The organism is Roseovarius sp. Pro17, from assembly GCF_035599575.1.
Classification (GTDB): Bacteria; Pseudomonadota; Alphaproteobacteria; order Rhodobacterales; family Rhodobacteraceae; genus Roseovarius.
The window spans coordinates 2,543,676-2,560,918 of the sequence record NZ_CP141179.1; the positions used below are offsets into that span (position 1 = coordinate 2,543,676).

Annotated in this window: 16 protein-coding genes; 6 read left to right on the forward strand and 10 right to left on the reverse strand. The window is 63.0% G+C overall.

What is annotated here, in order from left to right; genetic code table 11:
• Window positions 1-11: 11 nt before the first annotated feature.
• Genes rnr through dapE form a run of 3 tightly spaced genes read right to left on the reverse strand, consistent with a single transcriptional unit; the run spans window position 12 to window position 4,070 of the window.
• Window positions 12-2,270 carry a ribonuclease R gene (gene rnr / locus U3654_RS12415; RefSeq protein ID WP_324751864.1) on the reverse strand — a complete coding sequence of 753 codons (2,259 nt, stop codon included), beginning with the start codon at window positions 2,268-2,270 and terminating at the stop codon, window positions 12-14.
• A gap of 39 nt (window positions 2,271-2,309) precedes the next feature.
• Window positions 2,310-2,915 carry a TIGR04282 family arsenosugar biosynthesis glycosyltransferase gene (locus U3654_RS12420; protein ID WP_324751865.1) on the reverse strand — a complete coding sequence of 202 codons (606 nt, stop codon included), beginning with the start codon at window positions 2,913-2,915 and terminating at the stop codon, window positions 2,310-2,312.
• 3 nt (window positions 2,916-2,918) lie between these two features.
• Window positions 2,919-4,070, reverse strand: a complete 1,152-nt coding sequence (gene dapE / locus U3654_RS12425; RefSeq protein ID WP_324751866.1) for a succinyl-diaminopimelate desuccinylase — start codon at window positions 4,068-4,070, stop codon at window positions 2,919-2,921.
• A 281-nt stretch (window positions 4,071-4,351) separates the two neighbouring features.
• Between dapE and U3654_RS12430 the strand changes: the two genes are divergently transcribed.
• The gene (locus U3654_RS12430; RefSeq protein WP_324751867.1) at window positions 4,352-5,932 is read left to right on the forward strand and encodes a Hint domain-containing protein; all 1,581 of its coding nucleotides are present in this window, start codon (window positions 4,352-4,354) and stop codon (window positions 5,930-5,932) included.
• Window position 5,933: 1 nt separating this feature from the next.
• A complete protein-coding gene (locus U3654_RS12435; protein ID WP_324751868.1) occupies window positions 5,934-7,019 on the forward strand; it encodes a Hint domain-containing protein in 1,086 nt (361 codons plus the stop codon).
• Window positions 7,020-7,025: 6 nt separating this feature from the next.
• Here U3654_RS12435 and U3654_RS12440 read toward each other — a convergent pair whose 3' ends face one another.
• Both U3654_RS12440 and dapD read right to left on the reverse strand, forming a co-directional pair.
• Window positions 7,026-7,403 (reverse strand): hypothetical protein, encoded by a 378-nt coding sequence (locus U3654_RS12440; RefSeq protein WP_324751869.1) that lies wholly within the window; start codon window positions 7,401-7,403, stop codon window positions 7,026-7,028.
• Window positions 7,403-8,230, reverse strand: a complete 828-nt coding sequence (dapD, locus tag U3654_RS12445) for a 2,3,4,5-tetrahydropyridine-2,6-dicarboxylate N-succinyltransferase (RefSeq protein WP_324751870.1) — start codon at window positions 8,228-8,230, stop codon at window positions 7,403-7,405. The genes U3654_RS12440 and dapD overlap by 1 nt, the downstream gene beginning before the upstream one ends.
• Before the next feature lie 155 nt (window positions 8,231-8,385).
• On the opposite strand from dapD, the gene U3654_RS12450 reads away from it, so the two are divergent.
• Entirely contained in the window at window positions 8,386-9,213 is an 828-nt protein-coding gene (locus U3654_RS12450) for an LOG family protein (RefSeq protein WP_324751871.1), read from the forward strand.
• Window positions 9,214-9,246: 33 nt separating this feature from the next.
• Here U3654_RS12450 and rlmN read toward each other — a convergent pair whose 3' ends face one another.
• Together rlmN and U3654_RS12460 are read right to left on the reverse strand one after the other, a co-directional pair.
• On the reverse strand, window positions 9,247-10,425 hold the full coding sequence (gene rlmN, locus U3654_RS12455; RefSeq protein WP_324751872.1) for a 23S rRNA (adenine(2503)-C(2))-methyltransferase RlmN: 1,179 nt from the start codon (window positions 10,423-10,425) through the stop codon (window positions 9,247-9,249).
• A 156-nt stretch (window positions 10,426-10,581) separates the two neighbouring features.
• Window positions 10,582-11,067, reverse strand: coding sequence for an invasion associated locus B family protein (locus U3654_RS12460; protein ID WP_416384591.1), 486 nt, complete (start codon window positions 11,065-11,067; stop codon window positions 10,582-10,584).
• Window positions 11,068-11,311: 244 nt separating this feature from the next.
• On the opposite strand from U3654_RS12460, the gene U3654_RS12465 reads away from it, so the two are divergent.
• Entirely contained in the window at window positions 11,312-12,322 is a 1,011-nt protein-coding gene (locus tag U3654_RS12465) for an asparaginase (RefSeq protein WP_324751874.1), read from the forward strand.
• A gap of 75 nt (window positions 12,323-12,397) precedes the next feature.
• Here the strand turns inward: U3654_RS12465 and U3654_RS12470 are convergent, their stop codons facing one another.
• Window positions 12,398-12,715 carry a hypothetical protein gene (locus U3654_RS12470; protein WP_324751875.1) on the reverse strand — a complete coding sequence of 106 codons (318 nt, stop codon included), beginning with the start codon at window positions 12,713-12,715 and terminating at the stop codon, window positions 12,398-12,400.
• 86 nt (window positions 12,716-12,801) lie between these two features.
• Window positions 12,802-13,674, reverse strand: coding sequence for a phosphoserine phosphatase SerB (serB, locus tag U3654_RS12475; RefSeq protein WP_324751876.1), 873 nt, complete (start codon window positions 13,672-13,674; stop codon window positions 12,802-12,804).
• 159 nt (window positions 13,675-13,833) lie between these two features.
• Here serB and U3654_RS12480 point away from each other — a divergent pair, with 159 nt between their 5' ends.
• A complete protein-coding gene (locus U3654_RS12480; RefSeq protein WP_324751877.1) occupies window positions 13,834-15,024 on the forward strand; it encodes a phosphoserine transaminase in 1,191 nt (396 codons plus the stop codon).
• 55 nt (window positions 15,025-15,079) lie between these two features.
• On the forward strand, window positions 15,080-16,675 hold the full coding sequence (gene serA / locus U3654_RS12485; protein ID WP_324751878.1) for a phosphoglycerate dehydrogenase: 1,596 nt from the start codon (window positions 15,080-15,082) through the stop codon (window positions 16,673-16,675).
• A gap of 130 nt (window positions 16,676-16,805) precedes the next feature.
• Here the strand turns inward: serA and U3654_RS12490 are convergent, their stop codons facing one another.
• Window positions 16,806-17,240, reverse strand: a complete 435-nt coding sequence (locus U3654_RS12490; RefSeq protein WP_324751879.1) for a periplasmic heavy metal sensor — start codon at window positions 17,238-17,240, stop codon at window positions 16,806-16,808.
• Window positions 17,241-17,243 lie beyond the last annotated feature (3 nt).

Consider the following 17,243-nt stretch of genomic DNA (forward strand, 5'->3'; position numbering starts at 1 on the left):
TGGTATCAGACCTAGTCGCGGCGTGTCCGCTCGACCTTTTTCTTGGTCTTGGCAGCCTTCTTTTTCGCCGAGCCCAGCTTGCGCTTGGGTGGCTGACCACGGGCGCGGCCCCGGCCCTGTGGCATGGTCTTGCCCTCAACGCTGATCAGTTCCAGCGCTATGCCGCCCGTGACCGGTGCGGCTTCTGCCAGCTTCACCGTCACGCGCTGCCCCAGTGTGATGATACGGCCTGATTCCGACCCCATCAGCGTGGCTGAATCCGCGTCGAAATGGAAATACTCATGCCCCAGATTCCGCATCGGGATGAGGCCATCGGCCCCCGTTTCGTCCAGCCGGACAAACGCGCCGAACTTGGCGATGCCGCTGATGCGCCCGGTAAATTCCTCGCCGACGCGTTCGGATAGGAACGCCGCTAGATAGCGGTCGTTCGTGTCCCGCTCGGCCATCATGGAGCGGCGCTCGGTCTCGGAAATATGCTGCGCCGTCGCCTCTAGGCGATCCTCGTCGCCGGGGCCGAGGCCATCATCACCCCAGCCATGCGCCGAGATCAGTGCGCGATGTACGACCAGATCGGCATAGCGTCGGATGGGCGAGGTGAAATGCGCATAGGCCATCAGCGCGAGGCCGAAATGGCTGAAGTTCGAAGGCGAATAATAGGCCTGCGTCATGGCGCGCAGGGTGCTCATGTTGATCTGTTCGGCGTGATCAGTGCCAGCCGCGCCGTGCAGCAGCGCGTTGATATGCGACGTTTTCAGCACCTGCCCCTTGGCCAGCACCAAACCCGCCGCCTCGGCCACCTCGCGCAATGTATCCAGCTTTTCCTCGGGCGGCTCTTCGTGGACGCGGTAGAGCAGCGGGGATTTTTTGGCCGCCAGCGTTTCGGCGGCGGCAACGTTCGCCAGCACCATGAATTCCTCGATCAGCTTGTGCGCATCCAGCCGGTCGGTGAAATTGACACTCAGCACCTTGCCCTCATCGCTAAGCGCAACTTTGCGCTCGGGCAGGTCCAGATCCAGTGGCTGGCGGTTCTTGCGCGCGATTTTCAACGTCTCGTAGGCGGCGTAGAGGGGTTTGATCACCTCCTCCATCAGCGGCGCGCATTTATCATTGGGCGTGCCGTCCATGGCCGCCTGCACCTCTTGGTAATTCAATGACGCGCCCGAGCGCATGATGCCGCGATGAAACGTCTGCCCGATCTTTTCGCCGAACTCGTTGACGCGCATCCGAACGGCAAGACAGGCACGCGGCACGCCTTCGTGCAGCGAGCATAGATCGCCCGACAAACGGTCCGGCAGCATCGGCACGACGCGGTCGGGGAAATAGCTGGAATTGCCACGTTTGCGCGCCTCGCCGTCCAACGCCGAACCGGGCGTGACGTAATGGGCGACATCCGCAATGGCGACCCAGATGACATGACCGCCCGGGTTTTTCGGATCGTCATCGCTGTGCGCATAGCAGGCGTCGTCATGGTCGCGCGCGTCGGCAGGGTCGATCGTGACCAGCGGCAGATCGCGCAGATCCTCGCGGCCCTTTAGGCCGGCAGGCTTCATTGCGTCGGCCTCGGCGATCACCTCGTCCGGGAAGTCATCGGGGATGCCGTGCTGGTGAATGGCAATCAGCGACACCGCACGCGGCGCCGATGGATCACCCAGACGGTTGATGATGCGCGCGCGGGGCAAGCCCATGCGGCCCTTCGGCCCCGATTGCTCGGCCTCGACCAGTTCGCCGTCCTGCGCGCCGCCCGTGGCGCTGGCCTCGACCTGCCATTCGGTGCCCTGCCCCTTGTCGATGGGCAGGATGCGGCCCCCTTCGGTGCCCTTACGGTAGATGCCCAGCACCTTGGACGGGTTGGTGCCGATGCGCCGGATCAGCCGCGCCTCGTAATGATGCGCCTCGCCGGTGACCGCTTGCAACTTGGCAAGGATACGCTCGCCCTCGCCCAGCGCGGGATCGGACGCGCGGGGGATCAGCAGAACGACCGGCTCGGCGCCGTCGCCGTGCCACTCCAAGGGCTTTGCCAATTGATCGCCGTCGGGGGTCGCGCCCATGACTTGCAGCACGCTGACGGGTGGCAGGCGGTCCGGGTCGCGGTAGGTTTTCTTGCGCTTTTCCAGATGGCCCTCGGCCTCAAGTTCCTTGAGGATACGCTTGAGGTCAATCCGTGCGGCCCCCTTGATGCCGAACGCCTTGGCGATGTCGCGCTTGGCGGCGAGAGTGGGGTTTTCGGTGATCCATTGGAGGATCTCGGCTTTGGTGGGCATCTGATTCATGACGCGTTGCGTATCATGCAGGCTTGGCGGCGGAAACCGCTATCGCATCGCGTGCAGATCAGTGGGCAGATCGGCGGCGGTGTCGACGTCGCTGAGCGTATCGACCAGCGCGATGCGCATACCCGGCAGGCTTGCCATGCTGTCTGTCAGCGCATCGGCGCTGGACCAATGGACGTTTTGCAAAAACCCCGCCGGAGTGGCGCGGATCCGTTTGAGCCCGATCAGCCAATAACCACCATCGGGCGCGGGACCAAAGGCAGCGTCGTGCGCACCCAGCGCCTTGAAGGCGCGGGCGACATGGGCGCGGCGCACGCCGGGGATATCGCCGCCGATGATGCAGACCGGCCCCGGTGCAAGGGTAGGCGGCAGGCTGCGCATGATACGCGCCATGCGGTCCCCAAGGGTGCCACGCCCCTGCGCGATCCGTGCCAGATGCGCGGGCCAGACGCGGCTGCGCAGCCCCTCGCGGTCCGGTGCGACCGCCAGCACCACGCGCCAGCGCGGATCCTGAACCTCGCGCAGCAGACGCGCGGTTTGGTGGCGGAACCACCACGCGGCCGGGACCATGCCGATATCCCTGCCCAGCCGGGTTTTCACGCGGCCCGGGCGCGGCTCTTTCAGCATGATGACCAGCGTCGGGCGCATGGATCAGGCGAAGTAGTCGTGCAGGATGCGGCTGTAGATCGCCTTGAGCTGGTGGATATGATCGACGCTTACTCGCTCGTCCACCTGATGCATGGTCTTGCCCACAAGGCCGCATTCCACCACCGGACAGTGATCCTTGACAAATCGCGCATCGGACGTGCCACCTGACGTGCTGAGCACAGGCGTGAGCCCGGTTTCGGCCTCAACGGCGCGCACGACCATGTCCGAGAATGCGCCCGGCGGCGTGACAAAGCTTTCGCCCGAATTTTTGACCGTAAGCGTGCCGGTCACGCTCATTTCGCTGCATATGACATCTATCTGTTCTTGCAGCCACGCGGTCAGGCTATCGCCGGTATGAGCGTCATTATAGCGAATGTTGACAGTTGCGCGGCAGTTGGCGGGGATAACGTTGGTTGCAGGATTGTCAGTGTCGATGGTCACGACTGCCAACGTGGATGGGTCGAAATGATCGGTCCCCTCATCCAGCGTATGCGAGCTGAGCCGATCCACCAGCCGCGCCATGGCAGGCAGCGGATTGACCGCGCGGTGCGGATAGGCCGAGTGGCCCTGCACACCGGTGATGGTCAACCATGCGTTCAGTGAGCCGCGCCGCCCGATCTTGATCATCTCGCCCATCTCGTCCGGGCATGTCGGCTCGCCCACGAGGCAGACGCTCATCGCCTCGCCATTGGCCTGCATCCAGTCGAGCAAGGCGACGGTGCCATCCAGCGCGTCGCCCTCTTCATCGCCGGTGATGGCCAGAATGACGGCCCCCTCGGGCGGTGTCTGTTGCACGAAATCCACGGCTGCGGCGGCAAAGGCGGCAACGCCGGACTTCATGTCCGTCGCGCCCCGTCCCCACATCATGCCGTCCCGCACTTCAGCGCCAAAAGGCGCAACGCTCCACGCCGCCTCGTCACCCAGCGGCACGACATCGGTATGCCCGTTAAAGCCAAAGCTGCGCGCAGCCCCCTTGGCGCCCCAACGTGCGTACAGATTGGAAATTCCGGCCCGATCGACGCGCCAACACTCAAAACCCGCGCCACTTAGCAACCCCTCCAGCAACACCAGCGCGCCGGCCTCTTCTGGGGTAACGGACGGGCAGCGGATAAGCGCGGCGGTAAGGTCGGCGGGATCAACGGGTGAGTGCGGCATGGTCCCTCGGCAATAATGAACGGTGACTCTTGATGGCTAGCGCGGATGCCACGCCTTTGCAAATAATGCGCGCGAGCGGCAAAAAAAGTTAGCAACGCGCTGAAACGCTGGTATTTAGGAAGTAATAAAAAAATAGACCCGAGGCAGGGCACAGGCAAAGGGCCGCAAAAGGCCCTGATCGAGCGGATCGCCAATTTGCGATTCATATGCGGCAGCGGGATCATTTTTCCGCAGCGCCGGTCCATGTGTGCTGACCTCGCTCAAAGGGGAACGGGCAGGACATGGTTGCAGGCGTAGAGCTACCGATCGACAGATTCGCATCCGCCATGCAGATGGCGCAAGAGATGTTCGGATCGGGCGCGACGGTGCAGAGCGCGTCCTATTCCGGGGATCGTGACAGTTCGGGCATTTACAGCAACGGCGACTTAATTTCGCCTGGCGTGCTGCCCGGCGATAGCGGCGTCATGTTCTCGACCGGCGATCTACGCGGGTTCACCAATACAAATATTTTTCAGTCGAACGAAGAGTCCAACCGCACGACCAATTCAAGCGGCCAGAACAACAACCCAGATTTCAACGCCGCCGCTGGCACGAACACCTACGACGCGTCCTATATCGACGTCGATTTCACGCCGACGGGTGACATGCTGACGATGCAGTTCGTCTTTTCGTCCGAGGAATACCCCGAATACGCCGCCGGTGCGTTTCAGGACTTTGTCGGTGTGTGGATCAACGGCCAACAGGTGCAGCTAAGCGTCGGCGACGGCGATATCGACCCGAACAACCTGAACTCGGGGGCCAACGGCAACCTCTTCATCGACAACACGGGCGATCAATACAATACCGAGATGGATGGTTTTACCGTCAACCTGACGATGAAAATCCCGGTAAACGCGGGCCAGCTGAACTCGATCCGCATCGGCATCGCGGACGTGAGCGATTCCAACTACGACAGCACGCTGATCATCGCTGGCGGCAGCATTCAGGGGTCCGTGCTGGCGATTGACGACACAACCAAGCTTGACCCGTTCGGCACCAAAAACCTCGACGTGCTTGCCAACGATACCAACGCCTCGCCCGGCAGCCTGACGATCACCCATATCAACGGGCAGGCGGTCAGTGTTGGCGATACCGTTACGCTGAACAGCGGCCAGACGGTCATGCTGAACGCAGATGGCACGCTGGGCCTGACCGGCGATGGCGACACCGAAGAGTTCAACTTTACCTATGCGATCGAGAATGCCAGTGGCGTCAGCGACACCGGCTTTGTTCTGGTCGACAGCGTGCCCTGCTTTGTCGCGGGCACCATGATCCGCACGCCGACCGGCCGCCGACCGGTGGAAACGCTGGAGCCGGGCGATCTGGTGATGACACGCGACGATGGCGCCCAACCGCTGCGCTGGATCGGGCAGCGGCGCATTGCGGCGACCGGCGACTTTGCCCCGATCCACATCGCGGCAAACACCTTTGGCACGCATGGCGCGCTGGCGCTGTCGCCGCTGCACCGTGTGCTAATCCGCGACTCGCTGGCCGAGCTTCTGTTTGGCGAGGGTGAGGTGTTAGTGGCCGCGCGCGATCTGGTCAACGATTGCACTGTGCGGCGCGTTGAGGGCGGCGAGGTAGAATACGTGCATATCCTGTTTGACCGCCATCAGGTGGTCTATTCCGAAGGCCTGCAAACCGAAAGCTTCCTGCCCGGTCCGCAGACCGCCTCCAGCTTCGAGGCCGAGATCGTAGACGAGATCTGCGCAATCTTTCCCGAACTGTGCCGCGAGACGGGGCGTGGATATAGCCCGGCGGCCCGGCGCACGTTGAGACGCTATGAGGCGCGATTGCTCATGGCTGGCGCGCGGGCGGCCTGAGATGGGTTGGATCGGCATAGCTGATCACGACGGTGGCCGGTTTGATCCGGCGGGCCTCACGGGGCGCAACGCCGTCGCCACGCGGCCGCTGGACGGCATCGCCCAGCGCGGCACGCTGATGATCGAAACATTTCTGTCGCCCGAGGGGCGGCCTCAGACGCTGCTGGGCCTGACACGTGCGCAGCCGCTGGGCGGTCTACTGTCGGTGCAGGTGCGGCCCTCGGGACTGATTGAGCTGATCGACGAGGCGGGCGGCGACGTGCGTGACGCCGCGCTGATCCATGATTTCGACGGGCGCAGCGAGCAGGTGCGCGTGCGCTACAGCTGGGACAATGGTGCAGACAACGGGTTGCTGTCGCTGGAACATATGGCCAGCGGGCGCATCAGTCGCACGCACGTCCCGCCGGGCCACCCCCTGCCATTCGAGGATCTGCGCATGCTGACCCGCCGTCCGGCGCACCGGGTGATGGATAGTGATGTCGGCTTTGTCGCCGTGTCGGATGAGGTCGAGCCAATTGGCCCGATGCCGGGTCTGACTGCAAATGTGCCTATCGCAACCCCGCGCGGAGAAGTGCCGGTGGCGCAGTTGCGGCGCGGCGATACCGTGCTAACGTCCGGCGGCGAGGTCGTGCCAGTGCTGCGCGCGGTGCGCCAGACGGTGCCGGCGCATGGCGTGCTGCGGCCCGTGCGCCTGCGCGCGCCGTTCTTTGGGCTGACACGCGACATTCTAATCGCGCCGCATCAGCGGCTGGTCATCGGCGGCAGCGACGTGGAGTATATGTTCGGGACCGAGGCGGCGCTGGTGCCTGCGCGTGATCTGGTCAACGGAGCGTCGGCCCAATACGGCAATGGGCCGGATCTGGTGACGTATCACCACCTGCTGCTGCCCGAACATCAGGCCATCGTCGCCGCTGGCTGCCCGGTAGAGAGCCTCTATATCGGGCGGCTGCGTCGCGACCGTGACGCGTTGGCCGCGTCGGTTCTAAGCGCAGCAGACGCCTCGCGCCTGCCAGAACACGCCTGCCCGATCTGGCCGGTGCTGAAACCTTTCGAGTCGCGGACGCTGGCGACGCAGCGCGCGGCATAGGGCGACTTAGTCCTCGCCGCCCTCGTCGCCTTCACGACCTTCGTCGCCGAAAAACGGTGTCATCTGCGCCACGATCACGGAGTTTTCGTCGCGCGCGCGCTGCATCAGCGCGCGATCCTCTTCGCCGATCTCATGACCTTCGGCCTCGCGCTCGGCCAATGTGCCGTAGCCTGTTACGTCCAGTGGGGCGGTATCCGCCTGCTTGAGGATCGCAACCGTCTCGCGCACGGCTTCGCTCTCATCCACACCGCTGGCATAGATGACGAGGGCCGCGCCGGTCGCGCCCTTGGGCAGGCCATCACCAGCCTTGCGCCCGATTTCAACCAAGAGAGTATAGACCTCTTGCCGCTTGGGCGCCTTCTTGGGCTTGTCGCTGTCGGTCATCAGTCGCGCAGCAATTCGTTGATCGACGTCTTGGAGCGTGTCTGCGCATCCACCCGCTTGACGATCACCGCGCAATAAAGGTTCACACCGTTCTTGGACGGCAGGGATCCAGCTACGACGACAGAGCCGCTGGGAACTTCGCCGTAGGTTATATTGCCCGTCTCGCGATCGACGATCTTGGTCGATTGGCCGATGAATACGCCCATGCCCAGCACGCTGCCCTCGCGCACGATGCAGCCCTCGACCACCTCCGAGCGCGCACCGATAAAGCAGTTATCCTCGATGATAGTCGGCCCGGCCTGCATCGGCTCCAGCACGCCACCGATGCCGACGCCACCCGAGAGATGCACGTTCTTGCCGATCTGCGCACAGCTGCCAACGGTGGCCCATGTATCGACCATGGTGCCGCTGTCGACGTAGGCGCCCAGATTGACGAAGGACGGCATCAGCACGACGCCGGGGGCAATATAGGCGCTCTTGCGCACCACGCAGCTGGGGACGGCGCGGAAACCGGCGCCCGCCCACTCGGCATCGCCCCAGCCCTTGAACTTGCTGTCAACCTTGTCCCACCAGCCGCCCCCCTGAGGGCCACCCGGCTGCGCCTCCATGTCCTTGATACGAAAGCCCAGCAGCACGGCCTTTTTGGCCCACTGATTGACGTGCCAGACGCCATCATCGCGCGGCTCGGCCACGCGCAACTGGCCGCTGTCCAGTGCCTCCAACGTCGCCTCGATGGCTTCGCGCGTTTCGCCGCCCGTGGCGGAGGTGATGCTATCGCGCGCCTCCCAGGCGGCCTCGATCGCGGTCTCTAACTGGGCATTGGACATGGGGGCCACTCCTGATCAGGTTTTTGTCTGGATAGCGTATAGGCAGGCGCGCGTGCGTGCGCAATGCACCCAAACGGCCCCCGCACCGCTGGTCAAGCCCGCCGCGAGGCGATACTGCTGGCAAAAAGCGCATGCCAGCCCCGAGGATGATCCCGATGAACGACGACCGCACCAGCCAGTTTCGCGACGCAGGCACCGACCACACGACCGCCAAGCAGGTGCCAGATACCCCGCAGACACGCGCGCCCGCCTACCGTCTGGCCTTTACGGATACCGATTTCATGCTGCGCGAAGATCTGCGGCCCGTGCGCCTGCAGCTGGAGCTGCTCAAACCCGAGCTGATCCTGAACGAGCGCGGTATTCGCAGCACCGTGGTGCTATTCGGCGGCGCGCGCATCCCCGAGCCATCCAAGAAAGAGAGCGCACGCACGAAGTCGCTGGCTGATCTGTCGAAATATTATGACGAGGCCCGCGAATTCGCGCGCCTTATGACCTTGAAATCGATGGCGTCCTATGGCCGTGATTATGTCGTCGCCACAGGCGGCGGGCCGGGCGTGATGGAGGCCGGAAACCGCGGTGCGGCGGATGCAGGCGGCGCGTCGATTGGACTGAACATCGTGCTGCCACACGAACAGGCGCCGAACGGGTACGTCACGCCCGGCCTCTGCTTCAACTTTCACTACTTTGCGATCCGCAAGATGCATTTTCTGATGCGCGCTCGGGCGATCTGCGTCTTTCCCGGCGGCTTTGGCACGCTGGACGAAACATTCGAGGCGCTGACGCTGATCCAGTCAGACCGGATGAAGCGCATGCCGTTCCTGCTGTTCGGCGAGGAATTCTGGCGCAAGATCATCAACTGGGAGGCGCTGGCAGATGCCGGCACCATTAGCGACGAGGATCTGGAGTTGTTCCAATTCGTCGAGACTGCCGCCGAGGCGATTCAGGTCATCGACGACTGGGACGCCGCACAGATCGACTGCTGACGACGCGGCCAACTGCGCAGAATCGGACAGTGCTTAGCCGAGGCCAGCATCTGCCTCGATCTGGCGGCGGGATTTGCGCGCGCGCTCGGTCGCTGATTTCAGCTGGCCGCAGGCGGCCATGATATCCTCGCCGCGGGGCTTGCGGATGGGGCTGGCATAACCGGCCTTGTGAATGATGTCGGCAAAGGCGTGGATGCGGTTGTTCGAGCTGCGTGTGTAGGGTGCGCCGGGCCATTCGTTGAACGGAATCAAGTTGATCTTGGCCGGGATACCCTCGATCAGCTTGACCAGCCGGTGCGCGTCGTCATCGCTGTCGTTGATGCCGTTCAGCATGACATACTCAAAAGTGATCCGCTCGGAATTGCTGACCTTTGGATAGGCGCGCAACGCGTCCAGCAGCGCCTCAATGTTCCATTTCTTGTTGATCGGCACGAGGCCATCGCGCACTTCGTCCGTTGTCGCGTGAAAGCTGACGGCCAGCATGCAGCCGATTTCAGCCGCCGTGCGGTGGATCTCGGGCACGACGCCGGAGGTCGACAGTGTAATGCGGCGGCGGCTGAGCTGAATGCCCTCGGGATCCATCGCGATCTTCATCGCGTCGCGCACATTCTCAAAATTATAGAGCGGCTCGCCCATGCCCATCAGCACGATATTACTCAGCAGGCGCGTCTCATCCTTTGGCGCGCCTTGCTCGGGCCATTCATTCAGGTCATCGCGCGCGACCATGATCTGGCCGACAATCTCGCCCGCCGTCAGGTTGCGCACCAGTTTTTGCGTGCCGGTATGACAGAACGAACAGGTTAGCGTGCAGCCAACCTGAGACGAAATGCATAGCGTGCCGCGCCCTTCCTCTGGGATATAGACAACCTCGACCTCATGCCCGCCAGCGATGCGCACCAGATATTTGCGGGTGCCATCCGTGCTGACCTGACGGCTGACGACCTCGGGGGTGTCCAGCGTGAATTGCTCCGCCAAATCGACGCGATACTGCTTGGCGAGGTTGGTCATCTGTGCAAAATCGCGGATGCCCCATTGATAGACCCATTGCCAGATCTGGCCTGCGCGCATTTTTGCCTGCTTTTCAGGCGTGCCGTGGGCAATCAACGTGTCGCGCAGCGCATCGCGCGTGAGGCCGATCAGGTTCGGCTTGCCCTCCGGCACCTTGCGCGGGAGGGTCATGACGTCTTGTGTGATCGGGGTGGTCTGGGTCATTGGGGCGGGCCTTTCAGCGTCGGATATGACCCTATATAGGATTCGGCGACCAATGCCAAAGGGGCGCAGAGCAGGCTGGACCTGCCACACCGCGCAAATACGAAAAAGAGCGATCCAATTGGACCGCTCCTATTCACTTTAATTTGCAAAAGGCGCTCACTTACAGCGCTTCTCGGCCTCTTCCATCGCGGCGGTGTAGCCGATCAGCGAGAACGAATCCTTGGTTTGCGTCCCGCGCGCCGACCCCCCAGTCAGAACCGCGTCAGAGCCCCGCTTGAGCGCTGCGATGATCTTGGCGTCGTCATCGGCGCTGGCGGGCCATGCCCATTCCTTTTCGGTATATAGCTCGAACGTTTCCGTCCCGATCTGTAGCCCGACAGTGGATCCTTCGGCAAAAGGATAACCGCCGGTAAAGGCCACCTGCCCGCGCACGCCCGCATCGGGGCGAAAGAAGGTCATGAACAGGATTTCGCCCCGGCGCACGGCCACGACCTTGCCGCCCTTGGTGTTGATCGTCTCGGTCGGGGCCGACACGGTCCAGCACTCACGCGGGGTTTTTTCGGTGAAAACGCTCCAGGCCGTCTTGGCGGCGACCTGATTGGTGCTTTCGGCTTGTGCCAGGGCCGCACCGGACCCCATCATTGCAATTGCGGTAATTGCTGCGCCCAGCGCGCCGCGCGTCACGTGTAGTGCCATTCTTGTGCAGCCTCCAAGCCGTCCTTGAGCCTCAATTATATAGCGCCTGCCAGCCGCCCCTCTTGAAAAGGGTTTCCGCTTGGCATTCGCGTGGTTCTTCTCGACAGTGCAATACTAGCCCAGAACCTGCCAGAAACGAAAGAATGAATTGGCGGAATCCCGCAAATTACCATTCCAAGGAGTCACGCCCATGACCAGACCCGCAATCGCCCCCGTCCCAATGACCGAAATCTGGCGCGGCCCCATGGCCGAAAGCGTGCATCTGGGCCATGCCGTGATCTGCGGTCCCGGCGGTCAGATCGTCGAGGCGTGGGGTGACCCCAATGTGCAGATATATCCGCGCTCATCCGCCAAGATGCTTCAGGCACTGCCCTTGATCGAGAGCGGCGCGGCAGCTGCCGCCGGGCTGACGTCCGAGCAACTGGCACTGGCCTGCGCGTCGCATAACGGCGCGTCGATACATACAGAGCGGGTAGCGAAATGGGTCGAAGGGCTGGGTCTGGGCGAAAGCGATTTTCGCTGCGGCAGCCACATGCCCAAGGACGACGACGCCGCACATGCCCTGATCCGCGCCTATGAAAGCCCGTGCCAGTTGCACAACAATTGTTCCGGCAAACATGCTGGGTTTCTGACGCTGGCGCAGCATCTGGGCGCAGGGCCAGAATATGTCGAGATGGATCACCCGGTGCAGCAAGCCTGCCTTGCGGCCTTTGAGGAGGTGACGCAGGAATCGAGCCCCGGATACGGCATCGACGGCTGCTCGTCCCCGAATTTCCTGACCAGCCTGCACGGCATGGCGCGCGCGATGGCGTTCTTTGCAACTGCGCGCGAAGGCGGCGATACCCGTCAGAGCGCCGCCGCGCGCCTGCGCGATGCGATGATCGCGCATCCCGCGCTGGTCGCCGGAGAGGGGCGCGCCTGCACCGAGTTGATGCGCGCCTGCAAGGAGCCTGTGGCGCTCAAAACCGGTGCCGAGGCGTTTTTCATCGCTATCATACCGGGCCGGGGTCTGGGAATCGCGTTGAAGGTTGCCGACGGCGCCGACCGCGGATCGGAATGCGCCATCGCGGCGCTTTTGGTGCGGCTGGGTGTGCTGGAGGCGGATCATCCGTCGGCGCGCAAGTTCATGAACAAGGTGGTGACGAACTGGCGCGGGATCGAAACCGGGATGATCAAACCCGCGCCCGGGCTGATCGCGTAGCTGCACAGGCCAGCGAGGCCGCGCTCGCCGTCTGACACGGCAAAAGCAGCCCTGATCGCGAGCCGCCTCATCGCGTCACATCTGGATAATCTCGGCCACCTCGATCGTGCCCTTGCCGCCATCGAGGATCGGGCAGCCTTTGGCCATATCGCAGGCCGCTTCGATGCTGTCTGCACGCACAATAGAATATCCCGACGTGGGATTGGCGCCGCCGTTGTCCGTCACGCCATCGGCGCCGACGGTTTTGGACATGCCGACAGGATTGCCGTCATCGACGAACGCTTTGCCGATGTTGTCCATCCAGGTGCGCCATGCGGCCATCGCCTTTTCGCCCTCTTCAGGCGTCTCAGGCATGCCGCCACCGTGATAAACGAACAGAAATGTGCTGGACATGGTTCATACTCCTACAGAGTTGATGCCCCGCGGCCACGGATCGCGACCGCGAGCGAGCACCATATTACGCGCCCGCGTCTATCCTGTCATCCTTGGACAAATTCGGACCGCGCATAGCCTTGCAGATAAAGCAGCGCGGTCAGATCGCCATGGTTGATCCTCAGGTCACATTCCGCCGCGACTACAGGCTTGGCATGAAGCGCTACGCCGGCCCCGGCGCGGCCCAGCATCCCCAGATCGTTCGCGCCGTCGCCCACGGCCATCACATCATCGGCGCTCAGGCCCAGCCGCGCAGCAATCTCGTCCAGCGCATCGATCTTGGCCTGCCGTCCCAGAATGGGGCGCGCGACGTCGCCGGTCAGCTCGCCGTCCTCGATGATCAGCGCATTCGCGCGATCCTCGTCAAAGCCCAGCGCGGCGGCCACCGGCCCGGTAAAGGCGGTAAACCCGCCCGAAACCAGCGCCGTATACCCACCATTGCTGCGCATCGTCGCCACTAGCGCCGCGCCGCCCGGCGCATAGGTAATCCGCGTCTGCAACACCTCGCCAATGACCGCCTCGGGCAGCCCCTTGAGCAGCGCCATACGTTCCAGCAGCGCGCCCTCGAAATCCAGTTCGCCGTTCATCGCCCGCGCCGTAATCTCGCGCACATGCGCGCCGACGCCTGCCGCCTCGGCCAGTTCGTCGATACATTCCTGCTGGATCATGGTGCTGTCCATGTCGGCCAACAGCATGGCCTTGCGCCGTCCCTCACTGCGCTGCATCGCCAGATCAACGCGCATCCCCTGCAAGTCGGCCCAGACGTCCCACAGGTTGCCCGGCATCTCGGCCAACGTGAACTCCGCCGCCTCATCGGGGCTGAGCCATTGGACATCCCCGCCCCCCCACGCGTTACGCAGGCTCTCGGTCAGGCTGGGCTCCAGCCCACCGGGGGCCGCGATCAGGGTCGCTGTGAACATGAGGCGATGTTTCCGATTGTGATAAAATGCGGCTCAAAAATTTGGCGAAGCGCCGCTATAGCGCCATTTATCCGCTTGCGAAAGGGTCCGGCGCCGCATAGCTATTGCAGCGGGACACCCTTCCCCAACGAAGGGCGCTTATCTGGAAGGATAGCATAGATGGCTATTGACGACCCCGCGCGCGATGGCGTGCGCAAACCTGACGTGCGGCCGAACAATCCGCGTTTCTCCTCTGGCCCCTGCGCCAAACCCCCAACATTCGCACTCGAAAAGCTGTCCGGCGCGCCCCTTGGCCGCAGCCACCGCGCTGCCGTGGGCAAAGAGCGGCTGAAGGCCGCAATCGACGGCACTCGCGCCGTGCTGGGCATACCTGATGACTACCGCATCGGCATCGTGCCCGCCTCCGATACCGGCGCGGTCGAAATGGCGATGTGGTCACTGCTGGGCGCGCGTAAAGTCGAAATGCTGGCATGGGAATCGTTCGGCGCGGGCTGGATCACCGACGTGGTCAAGCAGCTAAAGCTGGATGCCGAGGTCAAAACAGCCGGGTATGGCGAGATCGTCGATCTCACCACCGTCGACACCGATAATGACGTGGTCTTCACTTGGAACGGCACCACCTCGGGCGTGCGCGTGCCAAATGGCGACTGGATCGCGGCGAACCGCGCGGGCCTGACGATCTGCGACGCCACATCTGCCGCGTTCGCGCAAGATCTGCCGTGGAACAAGCTGGATGTCACCACCTTTAGCTGGCAAAAGGTGCTGGGCGGCGAGGCCGCGCATGGCATGATCGTGCTATCCCCCCGCGCGGTAGAACGGCTGGAGAGCTACACGCCCCCATGGCCCCTGCCCAAGATTTTTCGCCTGACTAAGGGTGGTTCACCGCCCGAAGGTGGCAAGCTGATCGAGGGCATCTTTAAGGGCGAAACGATCAACACGCCCTCCATGCTGGCGGTCGAGGATTATCTCTTGGCGCTGGACTGGGCGCAGTCTATCGGCGGCCTGACTGGCCTGATGGACCGCGCCGACGCCAACGCAGGAGTCATCGCCGATTTTTGCGCCGAGAACGACTGGATCGCGAACCTCGCCAAGGCGCGTGAAACACGGTCGAACACCTCGGTCTGCCTGCGCTTTACCGATCCGCAGATCGCGGATGGTGCGGCCTTTGCCAAGGCGGTCGCCAAGCGGCTGGAGGCCGAGGGCGCCGCCTATGACATCGGCGCTTACCGCGATGCACCGCCGGGCCTGCGCATCTGGTGCGGCGGCACGGTGGAAACGTCCGATATTCAGGCGCTGATGCCGTGGATCGAGTGGGCCTACCACGCCGAGTTGGCCGCCCAAACCAAGTGATTTCAGGCAGGCCAGCGGCCCGCCCCCTTCCCCATATTCCATAAGGACGCTGAAAATGGCTCCCAAAGTTCTCGTATCCGACAAGCTTAGTGAAACCGCCGTGCAGATCTTTCGCGATCGCGGCATTGACGTCGATTTCCAGCCCGATCTGGGCAAGGACAAGGACCGCCTCGCCGAAATCATCGGCGATTATGATGGCCTTGCCATCCGCTCGGCCACCAAGGTCACCGAAAAAATTCTGGCCAATGCGCACAAACTGAAAGTCATCGCGCGCGCCGGGATCGGCACCGACAATATTGACAAGGTGGCAGCCAGCAAGAAGGGCGTGATCGTGATGAACACACCCTTCGGCAACATGATTACGACCGCCGAACATGCTATAGCCCTGATGTTCGCCGTCGCGCGCCAAATCCCCGAGGCATCCGCCTCGACCCATGCAGGCAAGTGGGAAAAATCCCGCTTCATGGGGACCGAACTGACCGGCAAGACGCTGGGCGTGATCGGCGCGGGCAATATCGGCGGTATCGTGTGCGACCGTGCGCGGGGGCTGAAAATGAAGGTGATCGCGTATGATCCCTTTCTGGGCCAAGAGAAGGCCGACAAGATGGGCGTCGAAAAAGTTGAACTGGACGATCTGCTGGCGCGTGCCGATTTCATCACGCTTCACGTGCCGCTGACCGACCAGACCAAAAACATCCTCAGCCGCGAAAATCTGGAAAAAACCAAAAAAGGCGTGCGCATCATCAACTGCGCGCGCGGCGGGCTGGTCGACGAAGAGGCGGCGGCCGACCTATTGAAATCCGGCCATATCGCCGGCGCGGCCTTTGATGTTTTCGCCAACGAGCCAGCCACCGAAAACCCCCTTTTCGGCCTGCCGAATGTCGTCTGCACGCCCCACCTTGGTGCCGCCACCACTGAGGCCCAAGAAAACGTCGCCCTGCAAGTGGCTGAACAGATGTCGGACTACCTGCTGACCGGCGCGGTCACCAACGCGCTCAACATGCCCTCGGTCACTGCCGAAGAGGCCAAAGTGATGGGGCCGTGGATCAAACTGGCCGGGCATCTAGGCGCGTTCATTGGCCAGATGACGGATGAGCCGATCAAGGCGATCAACATCCTATATGACGGTGTCGCCTCGCAGATGAACCTTGCGGCACTCACCTCGGCCACTGTAGCGGGCATCATGAAGACGGTTAATCCAGAGGTGAATATGGTCAGCGCCCCTGTGGTGGCCAAGGAACGCGGAATCAAAATCAGCACGACCCATCAGGACAAATCCGGCGCGTTCGAGGGCTATATCAAGCTGACAGTAGTGACGGACAAACGCGAACGCTCAATGGGCGGGACGATTTTCTCGGACGGCAAGCCTCGCTTTATCCAGATCAAAGGCATCAATATCGACGCCGAAATTGGCGAACATATGCTCTATGTCACGAACCGCGACGAGCCGGGAATTATCGGTGCGCTGGGTGCGACGATGGGCGAAAACGGCGTTAACATTGCCAACTTTACCCTCGGGCGCAGCAATGCGGGTGGCGAGGCAATTGCGCTCCTTTATGTCGATGCGCCGGTGCCGCAGGGCGCGATCGACGCGCTGCAAAAGACGGGCTATTTTCAGCAGATCAAACCGCTGCATTTCGAGATCGGCTAGCTCCTTCGCTCTGCGGCGGTCTGATCCGCGCCGCCGCGGGGCTTCCAGTGTTCCAAAAATACTCAATTCTGCGCCATATCCGTGCGCAGCCTACCGGCCAGAACACGCGCGCCGCGACCAGCAGGCGCAATCACCGGCGCGGCCCACGGCGCCGCAGATAGTCCGACAAGCGATCCGCATAGGCCGCACGCTCGGCCTGGTCCATCGCGGTCAATGCAGCGATCAACCCTGCCTCGACTCGCTCGGCGCGGGCGGCGCCCAGCGCACGCTGGTCCTGAAGCAGCGCGCTCAATACCGCTGGGTCAAATGGGTCGGCGCGCAGCGCCTCCATCAGTGCACCAAAGCGCGCGCGATGTGCCGCCGGATCGCGCCGATGGCCTTCTCGCAAATCATCGCGCGCGCGGTCAGGCAGCGCGGCGATCAGCGGCGCGCCGCGCCAGTGCGCGTCCCGGTGACCGCCCCGCCCGCTGATGGCCACACCAGCGATAAGGCCGATCAGCGCAAAATTCAGTGCCAGCGAGGCGAGGCAGATCAGGCGCCAGCGGCGCGGTGACGAGTCGGGCATGAT

Coding starts and splice junctions, on each gene's coding strand:
- U3654_RS12450 (WP_324751871.1), top strand. CDS start 8,386: ATGAACGACGACCGCACCAGCCAGTTTCGCGACGCAGGCACCGACCAC.
- U3654_RS12435 (WP_324751868.1), top strand. CDS start 5,934: ATGGGTTGGATCGGCATAGCTGATCACGACGGTGGCCGGTTTGATCCG.
- U3654_RS12430 (WP_324751867.1), top strand. CDS start 4,352: ATGGTTGCAGGCGTAGAGCTACCGATCGACAGATTCGCATCCGCCATG.
- rlmN (WP_324751872.1), bottom strand. CDS start 10,425: ATGACCCAGACCACCCCGATCACACAAGACGTCATGACCCTCCCGCGC.
- U3654_RS12460 (WP_416384591.1), bottom strand. CDS start 11,067: ATGATGGGGTCCGGTGCGGCCCTGGCACAAGCCGAAAGCACCAATCAG.
- rnr (WP_324751864.1), bottom strand. CDS start 2,270: ATGAATCAGATGCCCACCAAAGCCGAGATCCTCCAATGGATCACCGAA.
- U3654_RS12490 (WP_324751879.1), bottom strand. CDS start 17,240: ATGCCCGACTCGTCACCGCGCCGCTGGCGCCTGATCTGCCTCGCCTCG.
- U3654_RS12420 (WP_324751865.1), bottom strand. CDS start 2,915: ATGCGCCCGACGCTGGTCATCATGCTGAAAGAGCCGCGCCCGGGCCGC.
- U3654_RS12470 (WP_324751875.1), bottom strand. CDS start 12,715: ATGTCCAGCACATTTCTGTTCGTTTATCACGGTGGCGGCATGCCTGAG.
- U3654_RS12465 (WP_324751874.1), top strand. CDS start 11,312: ATGACCAGACCCGCAATCGCCCCCGTCCCAATGACCGAAATCTGGCGC.
- U3654_RS12440 (WP_324751869.1), bottom strand. CDS start 7,403: ATGACCGACAGCGACAAGCCCAAGAAGGCGCCCAAGCGGCAAGAGGTC.
- U3654_RS12480 (WP_324751877.1), top strand. CDS start 13,834: ATGGCTATTGACGACCCCGCGCGCGATGGCGTGCGCAAACCTGACGTG.
- dapE (WP_324751866.1), bottom strand. CDS start 4,070: ATGCCGCACTCACCCGTTGATCCCGCCGACCTTACCGCCGCGCTTATC.
- serA (WP_324751878.1), top strand. CDS start 15,080: ATGGCTCCCAAAGTTCTCGTATCCGACAAGCTTAGTGAAACCGCCGTG.
- serB (WP_324751876.1), bottom strand. CDS start 13,674: ATGTTCACAGCGACCCTGATCGCGGCCCCCGGTGGGCTGGAGCCCAGC.
- dapD (WP_324751870.1), bottom strand. CDS start 8,230: ATGTCCAATGCCCAGTTAGAGACCGCGATCGAGGCCGCCTGGGAGGCG.